Origin of the sequence: Pseudodesulfovibrio sediminis (assembly GCF_020886695.1) — a bacterium.
In the GTDB taxonomy this organism is placed as follows: domain Bacteria; phylum Desulfobacterota; class Desulfovibrionia; order Desulfovibrionales; family Desulfovibrionaceae; genus Pseudodesulfovibrio; species Pseudodesulfovibrio sediminis.
The window spans coordinates 2,369,636-2,383,936 of sequence record NZ_AP024485.1; the positions used below are offsets into that span (position 1 = coordinate 2,369,636).

Sequence of the window (14,301 nt, forward strand, 5' to 3'; positions counted from 1 at the left end):
GTCAACCATTGTGCTTGAAAGAACAATGTATTTCCCTTCGTGTCAGTGCCAATACTCCACACTTGTCACAAAGGGCAAGCCCTACACAGTGCATTCCCGGCCAGATTGTTTGCCGATTGAATCCGCTCGAATTAAGCGAAATGGCCAAAAACCAAAAAAACCTATCGACAAACGCCGGGCAAACCTCCCAAACCCATTGGTACACAAGGGATTACTCGGGTTGCCGTCATATTTTGTTTAAGAAAGCGTTTTCCAAAAAAAAGGATGTACGCCCAGACAGAAGAAGAAAATGCGAAATACGGCGAAATTTGAGAGAAAATAGAGGTAAAGGGGAAAAAGGGCGAACTTAAAACCGGATTCCTGTCAAAATATCCACCGACATCTGCTGTTCATGCGGGAGCAAGGTCACGAGCTTAGCCAACGGAGGCAGTACATACACAGTGACGTGCTCCAGCATGTGTGTCGTCAACGAGGGGTCACTGTCCGGCAACATGACCTTGAGCGCCTCTTCACCAAAACAGGCGATGTGCGGCGTGCGCCACTGATCCCATCCCTCCCAGAAAAATTGCGCATTAGGCTGGAGCGTGCTGTTTGCCAATGCAGCAACAGGCCAGAAATTGATGGTTCCCTTTGGCCAGCGCAAATGGGCCTGTAAATTCTTCAGTACGGCACTGCGACGAGGATCGGGTTGTCCACCGAGATCAAGTCCAAGTTCCATGTAGGTGAAGACCACCTTTGCATCCATTTTGGCGATCTGAAAAAATTTTGACCATGGCTGGGGAAAGGTATTGGCTAAAGCAACAGAAGGGGGCGGAGTCTGCTGTGGCTGTTGTGCCTGCGGAGCCGGCTGCGATGAAACAGGGGGTCCAGAATGTATCGCACCTTGTGGACCCACAGTTTGTGTCGGCTGCTGTTGCGTCTGAACAGGTTGCGTGGGAACAACAGTCTCAGCCTGTTGTTCGGCGAAAGGCACTCCGCCCGGATTCAGGACGAACTGCAGTCCGGACTCAAGCCAGGGACGCAGGCTCTCTTTGACCTTTAACCGAGCAGAAGGTGATCCCATAATCTCCACGCCACTTCGGTTTTGGGAAGTTGCGGCCAGGTCTCAGCCCGGCCATGCCTGTCCAGCACGAACATCTGATTGGTGGGAACACCAAATCCGCTTCCGTCCTTGGAAATATCATTGGCCGCTATGAGATCGAGATTCTTGCTCTCAAGCTTGCGGCCGGCTTCACTCTTGATGTTACCGGTTTCAGCCGCAAATCCGATAAGCTTCTGACCGGTCTTTTTGGTTGCGCCCAGCGTCTTCAGGATATCCTGATTCAGCTCGAATTCGACCGTAATGCCGCCACCATCAGACGCTGTCTTCTTGAATTTGGTGTCACCGAAAGGCACCGGATGATAGTCGGCCACAGCGGCTGTGAGACAGGCCATATCCATATCTGGCCATAGATCAGTACACGCTTCGAACATCTGTGCAGCGGTCTGTACGGAGACGACGGTCACGCCTGATGGAAAGTCCACGTTGGTCGGGCCGGCCACCACAGTGACATCCGCGCCTCGCAGGTACGCGGCCATGGCCATGCAGGCCCCCATTGTGCCGGATGAAGGGTTGGACCAGAACCGGACAGCATCCCATGGTTCGCGGGTAGGCCCAAGCGTGATGAGCACTTTTTTTCCAGCGAGATCCTGCGGGCTGATCGTTTTCAAGGTGGCAGTAAAAATCTCTTCCATGGGAGCAAGACGGCCGGTGCCGGTATCCCCGCAAGCGACATTACCACTCTCGGGCGCGACACGAATGAATCCCAACTCGTCGAGCATGGCCCAGTTGCGCTGTGTGGCCGGGTTGGCCCACATACGAGGGTTCATGGCCGGTGCTATGATCTTGGGGCCGGAAAAGGCAAGAGCCTGACAGGAAAGCATATCATCGGCCAAGCCGAAAGCGAGCTTTGCCATGGTATTTGCCGATGCCGGTGCAATGACCATAACATCGGCTATCTGACCGGGTTCCAGATGATCAAAGGCAGTATCTCCTGCCGATGAATCACTGAACATAGCGGTATAGACCGGCGATGCGCCAAGCGCCTCGAATGAAAGAGGCTGAATGAATTTGGTACAGGACTCGGTCAGGGTCGCAGAAACCATGCAGTCCGCTTCCTGAAGCGACCGCACAAAATCTAGCATTTTGTAAGCAGCAATAGACCCGGTTACTCCGAGATGGACACGCTTGCCCATGAACCCGGCAAAAGCATAGTGGGCCTGCACGCTACTTTCTCTTCAGACTACTGCTGGCATCCTTGACTTCAACGGCAAAGATGGTGGTATCGGCAGAAGCGAAGCTGTCATCGATATGAATGACGCAGCTCTTGTTGAATTTCTCGAAATTGAGGACGTGAACCGTACTCGCCTTGTTGTTGGAAATAAGGGTCCAGTTGTCCTTGGCCATATTATTCAGAAAATATTGTACCAGTTCGAGAACCTCCACACGGCCACTGAATTTCATGATGGCGGCGCGGAATTTGGAGTTATCCAGTTTGTACGAATCCTTTTCAACGTAATCAATCTCCTTGGGGATCATGATGTCGTCAAAATCCAGATAGTAATCAGGCTCCTGATAATCCGTGGAAGCGGTTTGGGAAGATGAGCTGCTGGACGAACTGGAACCAGTGGTCGTGCAGGCGCCAAGCAGTCCGAGAAGAACGAGTACCATCAATAATTTGGAAAAGTTACGCATGGGGTCTCCTGAGATGAAACATATTAAGACGCGGTCTCTTTGAGCCGGTCAATTTTGTCTTGAAGATATTTTTCCATTTCACGTCTGTCTTTACGCAGGCGTACCAATTCTGATTCGAGAATCTGAAGTTTGGCTTTGAGATCAGATGTATCAAAAGAAAGCTTGAGTGCTATTTCCTCAATCTCAGCGTCCTTCTCTTCAAGTGCTTTGGTCTGCTCGGCAATGTGAGCGGGGAGCGCTTGAATAGGTGGGGCAGGGGGGACACTCTTCAGCCGTTTCTGACCACGAGCCAATAACACAAACGCCGATTTGAGTTTCTGAATATCAGCCTGCTGGTTATCAATGATGGATTTCTGATCCGCGATGATTTCCATGCAGGAAGCAACCTTGCCCATCACCTCGTTGAACGTGGAGGTCATATCTGCAACGCCATCACCTGGAGGTGTCATGGTTGAAGCCTTGTGCTCCACATCAATGGTTCTGGGAAACTCGGTCCGCAGTGCGTCGTCAATTTCGCTGGTGACCATACCGTCATTATACAACCGTGATATCCGTTCGAAAACAACCACGGATTCTTCAGGATATTTGGTCACGCGGCCCATCTTGCGCCCGCCAAGAAAATCCTTGAACAGTGCGGCATAGCGACGTGCTGTCGGAGCAGGTATTCGTGTGCGTGTGGCTATCTCAGCCACGGGAAGCCAATTCATGTCTATGAAATACCACGAATACGACCAATATCAAGCCCCAAGCAATGTCTTGCACTAAATAACATTATCTATTTGATATTATTGATAAAGAAAATGATTCCGTTGCCTATCGAGGTGTTGTACAAATCAAATCTCACATCAAAAGCGGATATATTATATGGAAATAGATCAGGATTACCTGCTGGAAAGCTATAATTTCGAACTCCCTGAAGAGAACATCGCTCAGGCCCCGGCTGACCGGCGCGACGGTTCTCGCCTGTTGGTGCTTAACCGTAAAGAAGAAAGTCTGACCCCGGTCAACTTTACCGATCTTCTGGAGTACCTGCCCAAAAACGCCTTGCTGGTGGCAAACAATTCCCGGGTTATCCCGGCACGCATATTCGGCTCCAAGGCGACTGGCGGCAAAGTGGAATTCCTCCTGCTGACACCACTTCCTCTCATAGAAAAAAAGGAAGAAAACGGCTGGCAGATCGCCAGGGTCGAAGGGCTGTTGCGGGCCTCGAAAACACCCAAACAGGGAACCGAAGTTACCTTTGCCGATACGTTCAAACTCATCCCTGAAGAAGCGGGACCGTTCGGCCGGTGGCAGGTCACCCTCAAATGGAAGGGCGATCTGACCAAACTATTCTCGGAACACGGTCACCTGCCGCTGCCACCCTATATAAAACGACCGGACTCCACTGCCGACCGAGAACGATACCAGACCACCTATTCAGACGAATCCAAGACCGGATCAGTGGCCGCTCCCACTGCGGGACTGCACTTCACGCCAGAACTCCGCCAAAAGCTGGCTAACAACGGGTTCGAGTGGGCAGAGGTCACGTTATATGTGGGGTACGGAACGTTCAGTCCGGTACGATGCACGGATATTCGGGATCACGCCATGCACTCGGAATACATCGAAGTCCCGGAAGCCACGGCCCATGCCATCAGGCAGGCCAAGAAAGAGGGCAGACCGGTCATTGCCGTTGGCACGACCAGCGCACGGACCCTGGAAGGCATGTTCCGCGAAATAGGTAACGTATCGGAGTTTAAGGGAGAAACAGATATTTTCATCACTCCGGGGTATACGTTCAACGTCATCGACGGCATTCTGACAAACTTCCATTTGCCAGAATCATCTCTGATCATTATGATCTCGGCTCTTGCTGGCAGAAAAACCATACTTTCCGCCTATGAATTTGCTCTAGAAAATGGTTTTCGCTTCTTCTCGTATGGAGATGCGATGCTCATAAAATAACTGCAGCTAACCTTTTAATATTACTAACTGAACGGGAGTAATATATGTCTCGAATTGAGGTCCAGGAAGACCGGTGCAAAGGGTGCTTGCTCTGTACCACAGTCTGCCCTGTTGACATCATCGTCCAGTCTGACCGTTTCAACGTCAGCGGCTATAAGGTCGCAGAGGTGCCCGAGGAAGACGCGGACAAATGTACCGGTTGTGCATCATGTGCACAGATCTGCCCTGATGTGGCGATCAAAGTCTACCGCACCCCGAAAACAAAAGGGGGCAAATAGTATGTCCAAGAACGAAGAACGTATTTTTGTCAAAGGCAATGAAGCCATTGCCCGTGGTGCTCTGGCCGCTAAGTGCAAATGTTTTTTCGGCTATCCCATCACTCCTCAGAATGATATCCCCGAATTCATGTCTTCAGCCATGATCAAGGCCGGGGGCGATTTTGTGCAGGCAGAATCCGAAGTGGCCGCAGCCAACATGCTGCTCGGTGCGGGTGCAGCCGGTATTCGCGCCATGACCTCGTCCTCCTCTCCTGGTATGTCCCTTAAGCAGGAAGCTATCTCATATATGGCTGGCTCAGAGGTTCCGGCGGTCATCGTCAATATCAACCGCGGTGGCCCTGGTCTTGGCGATATCGGACCGGCACAGGGTGACTACTATCAGTCAACCCGTGGTGGCGGACATGGTGATTATCGTCATTTCACCTTTGCTCCGAGTACTGTTCAAGAAGCATATGACGTAACCATCCGATCCTTTGATATAGCCTTTGAGCACCGTACTCCGGTCCTCATCCTCGGTGACGCCATTCTCGGTCAGATGAAGGAACCCATTGTTCCCTGGATCCCGGAAGATGTGGACGAGGAAGCTGGCCGCGATTGGGCTATTACCGGCAAGACCGCAGACCGTGAAAAACGCCTTATAAAGTCCCTCTTCCTGCAGGAAGGAGAACTCGCCGGACAGAATAAACACCTCCAGGCCAAATATGACGACTGGGCTGATCTGGCCGAATGCGAACAGTTTGAATGCGAAGACGCTGACCTCATCATCTGCGCCTACGGCTCCATTGGACGCATTGCTAAAACTGCTGTCCGCAAATTCCGCAAGCAAGGCAAGAAAGTCGGTCTGTTCAGACCTATTACTATCTATCCTTTCCCATCTGACGATCTGAAAGCATTGGCCGAACAGGGCAAACGTTTCCTCACGATCGAACATAACCTTGGTCAGATGGTTGACGATGTTCGCCTCGCCATCCGGACTGTGGCAGATTCCGACTTCTATGCCATCTATCCCGGCAACCTGCCCACCCCGGACGAGCTCGAGGAGCCGATCCTCAACAGCCTGGAGGGTAAATAAATGTCAGAAATGAATGAAAAGCTCGTATTCGACAAGCCCGATTCCGTCATTGATCGGCCCACCCATTACTGCCCCGGCTGCCATCACGGTATCGCCCACAGGCTGATCGGTGAGCTCATCGACGAAATGAATCTGGCAGAAAAAGTCCTCATGACCACCTCTATCGGGTGTTCGGTCTTCCTCTACAACTATCTCAATGTGGACGCTGTCGAAGCACCGCACGGCCGCGCTCCGGCAGTGGCGACAGGCGTCAAACGCGCCCGTCCCGATCACTTTGTGTTCACCTATCAGGGTGACGGCGACCTTGCCTCCATCGGCATGGCCGAGATCATGCACGCCGCCAACCGTGGCGAAAAGATGTCCGTGATCTTCGTCAACAACACCGTCTACGGCATGACCGGCGGACAGATGGCTCCGACCACACTCATCGGGCAGATGACCACCACCACACCAGGTGGCCGGTGTCAGACCCATGAAGGTGCGCCCATCCGCATGACAGAGATCATCGCCTCCCTGGGCGGCGTCGCCTATGCTGCCCGTGGTTCCCTGGACAGTGTCAAAAACATCCGCAAGGCCAAAAAGTACATCAAGAAAGCCTTTGAATTCCAGGTCAACGAAGTGGGCTTCGGATTTGTCGAGCTGCTCTCCGGCTGCCCGACAAACTGGAAGATGACCCCGTTGCAGGCCAACGAACGCATACAGAAAGACATGATCCCATACTTCCCGCTGGGCGTGTATAAAGACGTGTCCGAGGAAGGAGGTATCTGCTAATGCGATACATAGATTCCATCATCGCGGGCTTCGGTGGCCAGGGCGTCATGCTCATCGGCAACCTGCTCGCCTACGCAGGCATGAAAGACGGCCTCAACGTCACCTACATTCCGGTCTATGGCCCGGAAATGCGCGGCGGTACGGCCAACTGCACCGTGGTCCTGTCCGAGGAAGACATCGGGTCCCCGATCATCCATTCCCCGGCCTCCCTCATCGCCATGAACCGTCCCTCTCTGGACAAGTTCCAGGACAGGGTCATTGATGGCGGCGTCCATATCATCAACTCCTCGCTCATCGACATGGAGCTGGCCGATACGGATCGCCTCAAATGCTTCGGCGTACCCTGCAACGAGATCGCCGACGAACTCGGCAATACCCGCATGGCCAACATGGTCGCCATCGGCGCCTTTGTGCAGGCAACGGGAATCATTCCCCTGGATGCGGTCATCAGTTCGCTGGAGAACGTCATCTCCGCACGCTACCACAAGCTCATCCCGGCCAACACCAAAGCCATCGAAGCAGGCGCAAAACACGTCAGCTAGCAGAGTACGGTATATTGAAAAGTCCCTGATCCGCATACGCGGACCAGGGACTTTTTTTATGCCCTCAGTCCTACCATCTCTCTTCCCCAATCTGCATGGTGTCGCTGCTTTCGAGGATAAAAATAAAATGGTGGGTAACGGATTATTCTTGCTTTTCGATCACCGTTGTATTGAATGGTACATTTAGCTCATTGTACCCACACAATAAAAAAAACGACCTGCCGATTCAGCTCGACAGGTCGCAGTATTTCAGTACGTTCGGATGTTAGAAACTGGGGATGTCCTCGACTTTCTCGGTCAGCAGGAAATCTCCCTTTTCAATCCAATCCTTGAGCTTGTCGGCAACTTCAAGGGACATCTTGTAGCTGGTCACCGGCACGGTGGCAGTCTTCTTGCCATTGACCATGACTTCACCACTGCGCAGATCCTCGAAACTTACACGCGCCAACTCGCGGGGGATGCCATTGGGATAATCATAGCCATAATCTTTGACCGGCATGCTAATGTCTGCGTCAGACACGCCTGTGAACCAGGCCATCTCCTCGTTGAGCATGGGAATCGGAATACCCACACCCACAGCCAGAGAGATACCGTAGCCGATGATCGACTGGGCGCGGACATACCGCGCGGACATCTTTTTGAAATCACCTTTGAGCATCAAGGTGCCGGAACCGTTCTCCGGAATACCGCGCTCATTGCGCTGCGGCTTCTGCACATGCTGGGTGCCTTCGCCGATGACATACCCGATGCCGCCGCCGAGGAAGATACGCGTACCGATGCCGATGGTCTTGTAGTACGGATCATTGAAGGGCGGTGAAAGTTGCCCGGCCGTGGCATAGTTGCAATTGGAGCAGTTTGCCTTGAGCGGTCCCATGTACGTGTAAATGGAGCGGCTGGTCAGGTTCACGGCCGCATTATAGTTCTGATAGCAGTTGCGCGGATTGAGCATGATCGCGTTGGGCAGATCGGCCAGGGTCACGTCCTTGTCCAGCTCGCGGCGGGGATAACAATCGGTCCCATAGGCCTCGGCACGCAGATGCACGGCCTTGCCACGGAGCAAATCTTCCATGACATGCCCTCCACCGTACGCAAAGCGACCGGGATGAACCTTGTTAAGGGGATCGTCCTCAGAAGGCTCTGTGCACCCCAAATACGCGTCTACAGCGGCAATGCCTGAGTAGCAGGGGACATTATTCAGCCACATCTTCGATACTTTCATCACAGGAGGCTGCTGACCGATGTTGAACAGCAACCCCGATGAACACATGGGCGAGAACGTTCCGGTGGTGACAACGTCAACCTCCTGGGCCGCCTTGACCTTACCCTCTTTCTTCACAATGGCGATCATTTCTTCGGCATTGACCACAACGGCTTTGCCCGTGCGGATACGCTCATTGATCTCCTTAACCGTCTTATTCACTTCATACTGCGCCATAAAGGATGCCTCTCTTATTATTTGCCGCTTGGAATCCGACTGCCACTCACGACAGCTGCGAGCGATTCCCTGTGGACCTGGCAGCTCAGACTAAACAGAATTGTCCGAGAACCTTTGAAAACTCTCTGTAGCGCCTTCTGACGGCTTTGTGGAAGCCGTCACCACGGGGCGCCCTGTGCGTAACGTCAGCCTGTTGTAATCGAAAAACGTCCGAAGGAAAACAAGCTTGTTACCTGACCGTTTTCATACAGAACAACCATCGGCCGCATCAACGGCAGAATCCTGTTTCAAGGCATGTCGCTCATGCCCGTCAAATACGGTGCAGAGACAATATTTCATCGCCTGAAAAACGCCTCGCAAAGCTTGGCATTTCCTCTAATATAAGGTATAGATCGAAATGGTTTTCGAGATTTTGTTTAGACACTAATCTTGAGAATTTTTAATCAATAAATTCAAGTGCATGTAAACTGGCCTCAAAACCCAAGATGACATAGTGAAAGACTCGCTCCGACAACACTTCCTTCAGACATGCGCAGAAGATGAACTCAAGCGCTGGTTCGACCCGTTGCAATTCGATTATTCGGAAGAGAATAAACGGTTGACCGTGGGTTTTCCCCATGCCTTTTTTGCCAAATGGTTCGAAGCCGATATTCAGGATAAATTCGAAGCCCAGCTGAATCTGTTTCTCGGAAACGGCTATCTGGTCAGTTACAAGGATTCCGAAACAGCCGACCGTCCCAAGGGCGTGCAGGTTGCCGATGTCGTCAAACGTATTGATTTCCCTTTTGGTCAGGAATTTACCTTTGACACCTTTCTGATCAACAAGAAAAACTATTTTCCCATTGCCTCGGCCAAGGAAGTCGCCAAACAGAGTGGTTCGCTTTTCAACCCGTTCATCATTTGCGGCCCCGGGGGATCGGGCAAGACCCATCTCCTCAAATCCGTCGGTAACGAAATTTCCAAGAAACATGATTATTCGACCATTTTCATGGGTTCAATGGACGAGCTGAATTCGTTATACTCCATCCGGTTCAAGGGTGATCCTTTCAAGGCCCGGAATTATCTGTTCGAATACGACTTCCTGTTCATCGATGATTTTCACAAGATCCGTGAATATCCCCATTTTCAGCAGGAACTCGTGAATATCTTCAACCATTTTTACGACAACAAGAAGCAGATGGTGCTGGCCTGTCGTGAAAAGGTGACCAGTTATGATTTCATGGAGGAATCCCTCCAGTCCCGTCTTGGATGGGGGCTGATCGTCACCCTGAAGGAGCCGGACCTTGAGATCCGTGTGGGCTACATCCAGCGTCAGGCCCGGGCAAAACGCCTCAGCCTGACCAAGGAACAGATCCTAACCCTTGCCCAGCGGTTTTCCGATTTCCGCTACCTCCAGGGTATCCTGCTCAAACTCTTTGCCTTCAAGGAGCTGGTCAAGCAGGAACTCACCCAAAAGGACTTTGAACATATCCTGGCCAATACCGAGGAAAAAACCACGGATGACCTCACACCCAAGAAGATTCTCAATGTGGTCAGTGAACATTTCAATGTCCATGTCAAGGATCTGACCGGCACCAAACGGCACCAGCATATAGCCCAGGCGCGTCAGGTTGCCATGTACCTGTGCCGACAGATGCTCAACACATCCTACCCGGCTCTGGGACGTGCCTTTGGTGGTAAGGATCACTCTACAGTCTTGTATTCAGTTAAAAAAATCGAACAATTACAAGAGGATGATTTCGAATTGAAACAACTGTTGAAAACGTTGAAGAATAAATGTCGCATGGCGTGATCATAAGTGAAAAGACACTTTTTACGAGTACGAAGTTCTGTATTCACAACATTGAGTGTTCAAAAAAATAATAATAATTCCTTACCCTTAATTAGTTAAGGAACAAAGGAACTGATCTAATAAATCTCAATAAAGGAGATATTTTTTATGTTTCTGAAAGTGAACAGAGATGAAATCATTGAAGGGCTCCAGAAGTCTGCGAATATCATCCCGGCGAAAACGGGTGCCGCATTCCTTCGTACCATCTGGCTCCAGTGCGAAAATGGAAACCTCAATATCATGAGTACGGATTCCAATCTGGAGTTCATGGGATCATATCCGGCCACACTGGAAGGCGAAGGTCTTGCCGGTGTCCAGGGACGTGCTTTTTATGACCTGGTGAAGCAGCTGAGAAGCGATCAGGGGGAATTGATCATACATACCGATGAAGCCGATCAGAACGTTCTGGTGGAGCAGAAGGCGAGAAAATACAAATTTCCTGTGAATGATCCTGAATGGTTTCAGAAGTTCTCCAACTTTCCCGAAGACGGTACTGTTTTCTGGTCAGGCGATTTCCTCCATGAGATCATCGACAAGATCGCGTTCTGCATTTCCGATGAAGACTCCATGGAAGCCATCGCGTGCATCTATCTGGTACCGCGAGAGAAGATGGGCGTGAACACTGTTGAAGTCTGCGGCTTGAATGGTCACCAGTTCGCCATGTTCAATTTCGTGAACGATGATATCTTTGCCATGCTTCCTGAAGAGGGTGTGCTCATTCAGAAGAAGTACCTGACAGAGTTGAAGAAGTGGCTGACAGCCGATGAGATAGAGTTGGCCATCTCAGACAAGCGTCTCTTTTTCCGGACCGGTGACAAGCGCGAGACATTCACCTTGCCGCTGTCCTATTACCAGTATCCGAACTATCACAACTTTTTGGCGAAGCTGGGTGATGACGATGTTTCCACATTGGAAGTAAACCGTCATGATCTGGTGGACGCCCTGTCTCGTGTGGCCCTGTTCAACACTGATTCCAACAGGTGCGCCTATTTCTCGTTCAATGGTTCAGAGGTGACTGTTTCAGCTCAGGGCCAGGAGACCGGTACTGCCCGTGAATCCATTGACGCCACATTTAACGGCGATATGGAAAGGATTGCCTTTCCCACCAGGAATCTGATCGAGATCCTGAATCACTTCAACTCCGATATCGTGAAATTCACGTTGACCGGAACGGAAGCACCCTGCGGTCTGACAGGAGTGGATGACAAGGATTACAATGTCATTGTTATGCCTATGATGATCCAGGAAGAGACTTACTATACCGAGGAAAACGCATAAATGAGCGAACAAAATTACAACGCCGAGTCAATTACTGTACTCGAAGGGCTTGAGGCCGTCCGGAAACGTCCGGCCATGTATATCGGTTCTACCGACATACGCGGCCTGCATCATCTGGTTTATGAGGTTATCGACAACTCCATTGATGAAGCCATGGCCGGCTATTGTGACAAGATCAAGGTCACGCTGCACATGGATAACTCATGCACGGTCACGGATAATGGTCGTGGTATTCCGGTCGATATCCACCCCAAGGAAGGAGTCCCCGCAGTTCAGCTGGCCATGACCACGCTGCATGCCGGTGGTAAGTTTGACAACGATTCATACAAGGTTTCCGGTGGTCTGCATGGTGTCGGCGTATCCTGCGTCAACGCCTTGTCCGAGTTCATGGAGACCACGGTCAAACGCGATGGCACTACATACCGCATGAAATTTGAACGCGGCGCTGTTGTCCAATCCCTTGAGGAAGTCGGTCCGGCCGATTCCGTAGGAACCACCCAGCGTTTCCGTCCTGACGAGGAAATCTTCGAGGTCAACCAGTTCGATTATGATGTTCTGCGTAAACGTTTCAGAGAGTTGGCCTACCTCAACTCCGGTCTGGAAATCGAATTCAAGGATGAGCGTGCCCATGACAGCGAATCCGAAATATTCAAGTTTGACGGTGGTATTGTCCAGTATGTCAAGGATTTGAATGTCAATCAGAGCGCCATTGGTGAGATCGTGTACGGCGAAGGTGAATCCGAGAATATGGTTGTCGAGTTCGCGTTGCAATACACCTCTTCCTACAAGGAAAACACATACACATTCGCCAACAATATCCGCACTATTGAGGGTGGTACGCACCTGGCCGGTTACAAGACCGCGCTGACCCGTGCCATCAACAACTACATCCAGAACGCCGACCTGCCCAAGAAGCTGGTCAAGCGTCTCACCGGTGATGATGTTCGCGAAGGTCTGACATCAGTCATTTCCGTCAAGCTGCCTGATCCGCAGTTCGAGGGACAGACCAAGACCAAGCTGGGTAACTCCGAGGCAACCGGTCTTGTCTCAGGCGTCATTTACGAAAAGCTGAACATGTTTTTCGAAGAGAACCCCAAGGAAGCCCGCTTCATCATCGAGAAGGTTGTTGATGCATCCCGTGCTCGTGAGGCCGCCCGCAAGGCGCGTGATCTGGTTCGACGCAAGGGCGCGCTTTCAGACAACTCACTGCCGGGCAAGCTGGCCGATTGCCAGTCCAAGAACCCTGAGGATTCCGAAATATTCATTGTTGAGGGTGACTCTGCAGGTGGTTCGGCCAAACAGGGACGCGATCCAAAACACCAGGCCATCCTTCCCTTGCGAGGCAAGATTCTCAATGTCGAGAAAACGCGCATGCACAAGATGCTCGGCAACAAGGAAATCCGCGCCATGATCACGGCGCTGGGTATCGGTATCGGCCTTGAGGAGGATGAAAAGGACTTTGACAAGCTCCGCTATCACAAAGTCGTCATCATGACTGATGCTGATGTTGACGGTTCGCACATTCGGACATTGCTGCTGACATTCTTCTTCAGGCAGTACGAAGAGCTGATCAACCGCGGCAACCTCTACATCGCGCAGCCGCCTTTGTACCGCGCACACAAAGGAAAATTCGAGAAGTTTATCAAGGATGATATTGAGCTTGATAATTTCCTCATGGAAAAAGTCGGTACCGATGTGATCATCAAATCACAGTCCGGCGAAACCTTTGCCGAAGGAAATCTCATTGAACTCATGGATAAAGTCCGTTTCATTCGGTCCAAGTTCAATGAAGCCGAGACCGTCGGAATCGAACCTGGACTGTATCAGGCATTGCTCGATTACTCAGAGCGCATTTCCTTCACGCACTTTGAAGACAATGATCCCGAGGAATTCAAAAAGATTTTTGGAGACATGGGATACAAGGTCACCATTGATGTTGAGCATGATCACGAGTTGGACAAGGACCGCACCTACGTCATCTTTGAAAACGAAAACGGTCACCGCATGCGTCTGGCCATGGAGTTCTTTTACTCCAAGCTCTACAAACAGGGATATACGACCTACAGAGAGCTTATGGAAGCCTGTGGCGGGTTCGACTTCGCCCTGCAGCTCAAAGAAGCCGAGAAGCCTGTTTCCGGCCTTTTCACATTGTATGACGGTGTCATGGAAGAAGCCCAACGCGGCTGGCAGATTCAGCGCTATAAAGGTCTGGGTGAGATGAATCCGGATCAGCTCTGGGAAACCACTATGGATCCCACTAAGCGGACCATGCTTCAGGTCAATATCGAAGATGCGGCCGCGGCCAATGACATCTTTACCGACCTCATGGGCGACAACGTGGAACCCCGGCGCGAATTCATCGAAAAGAATGCACTTGCCGTGCAAGAACTGGATATCTAAATTAGAGGCAACT

13 protein-coding genes are annotated in these 14,301 nt (G+C 51.3%); 8 read left to right on the forward strand and 5 right to left on the reverse strand.

The window, feature by feature from the left end; all coding sequences use genetic code 11:
- Window positions 1-346: 346 nt before the first annotated feature.
- The 4 genes from SRBAKS_RS11385 to SRBAKS_RS11400 are packed head-to-tail and all read right to left on the reverse strand — an operon-like array spanning window position 347 to window position 3,441.
- Window positions 347-1,063 carry a hypothetical protein gene (locus SRBAKS_RS11385; protein WP_229591014.1) on the reverse strand — a complete coding sequence of 239 codons (717 nt, stop codon included), beginning with the start codon at window positions 1,061-1,063 and terminating at the stop codon, window positions 347-349.
- Window positions 1,039-2,265 carry a bifunctional phosphopantothenoylcysteine decarboxylase/phosphopantothenate--cysteine ligase CoaBC gene (gene coaBC, locus SRBAKS_RS11390; RefSeq protein ID WP_229591015.1) on the reverse strand — a complete coding sequence of 409 codons (1,227 nt, stop codon included), beginning with the start codon at window positions 2,263-2,265 and terminating at the stop codon, window positions 1,039-1,041. Before coaBC ends, SRBAKS_RS11385 begins: the two co-directional genes overlap by 25 nt.
- A 1-nt stretch (window position 2,266) precedes the next feature.
- Window positions 2,267-2,734 carry a hypothetical protein gene (locus SRBAKS_RS11395; protein ID WP_229591016.1) on the reverse strand — a complete coding sequence of 156 codons (468 nt, stop codon included), beginning with the start codon at window positions 2,732-2,734 and terminating at the stop codon, window positions 2,267-2,269.
- 23 nt (window positions 2,735-2,757) lie between these two features.
- On the reverse strand, window positions 2,758-3,441 hold the full coding sequence (locus SRBAKS_RS11400; protein ID WP_229591017.1) for a hypothetical protein: 684 nt from the start codon (window positions 3,439-3,441) through the stop codon (window positions 2,758-2,760).
- Window positions 3,442-3,598: 157 nt separating this feature from the next.
- Here SRBAKS_RS11400 and queA point away from each other — a divergent pair, with 157 nt between their 5' ends.
- The 5 genes from queA to SRBAKS_RS11425 are packed head-to-tail and all read left to right on the forward strand — an operon-like array spanning window position 3,599 to window position 7,344.
- The gene (gene queA, locus SRBAKS_RS11405; protein WP_229591018.1) at window positions 3,599-4,681 is read left to right on the forward strand and encodes a tRNA preQ1(34) S-adenosylmethionine ribosyltransferase-isomerase QueA; all 1,083 of its coding nucleotides are present in this window, start codon (window positions 3,599-3,601) and stop codon (window positions 4,679-4,681) included.
- A 44-nt stretch (window positions 4,682-4,725) separates the two neighbouring features.
- Window positions 4,726-4,959, forward strand: a complete 234-nt coding sequence (locus SRBAKS_RS11410) for a 4Fe-4S binding protein (RefSeq protein ID WP_229591019.1) — start codon at window positions 4,726-4,728, stop codon at window positions 4,957-4,959.
- Window position 4,960: 1 nt separating this feature from the next.
- Window positions 4,961-6,031: a 3-methyl-2-oxobutanoate dehydrogenase subunit VorB gene (locus SRBAKS_RS11415; RefSeq protein ID WP_229591020.1), complete on the forward strand. Its 1,071-nt coding sequence runs from the start codon at window positions 4,961-4,963 to the stop codon at window positions 6,029-6,031.
- Entirely contained in the window at window positions 6,032-6,802 is a 771-nt protein-coding gene (locus SRBAKS_RS11420; protein WP_229591021.1) for a thiamine pyrophosphate-dependent enzyme, read from the forward strand.
- Entirely contained in the window at window positions 6,802-7,344 is a 543-nt protein-coding gene (locus SRBAKS_RS11425; protein WP_229591022.1) for a 2-oxoacid:ferredoxin oxidoreductase subunit gamma family protein, read from the forward strand. Before SRBAKS_RS11420 ends, SRBAKS_RS11425 begins: the two co-directional genes overlap by 1 nt.
- 265 nt (window positions 7,345-7,609) lie before the next feature.
- Here the strand turns inward: SRBAKS_RS11425 and SRBAKS_RS11430 are convergent, their stop codons facing one another.
- Window positions 7,610-8,779: a homocysteine biosynthesis protein gene (locus SRBAKS_RS11430; protein WP_229591023.1), complete on the reverse strand. Its 1,170-nt coding sequence runs from the start codon at window positions 8,777-8,779 to the stop codon at window positions 7,610-7,612.
- 493 nt (window positions 8,780-9,272) lie between these two features.
- On the opposite strand from SRBAKS_RS11430, the gene SRBAKS_RS11435 reads away from it, so the two are divergent.
- From SRBAKS_RS11435 to gyrB, 3 genes are all read left to right on the forward strand, one after another.
- Window positions 9,273-10,571 (forward strand): DnaA ATPase domain-containing protein, encoded by a 1,299-nt coding sequence (locus SRBAKS_RS11435; protein WP_229591024.1) that lies wholly within the window; start codon window positions 9,273-9,275, stop codon window positions 10,569-10,571.
- Between the two features lie 147 nt (window positions 10,572-10,718).
- The gene (gene dnaN / locus SRBAKS_RS11440; protein WP_229591025.1) at window positions 10,719-11,888 is read left to right on the forward strand and encodes a DNA polymerase III subunit beta; all 1,170 of its coding nucleotides are present in this window, start codon (window positions 10,719-10,721) and stop codon (window positions 11,886-11,888) included.
- On the forward strand, window positions 11,889-14,288 hold the full coding sequence (gene gyrB, locus SRBAKS_RS11445) for a DNA topoisomerase (ATP-hydrolyzing) subunit B (RefSeq protein ID WP_229591026.1): 2,400 nt from the start codon (window positions 11,889-11,891) through the stop codon (window positions 14,286-14,288). It abuts the gene before it with no gap.
- Window positions 14,289-14,301: the final 13 nt, after the last annotated feature.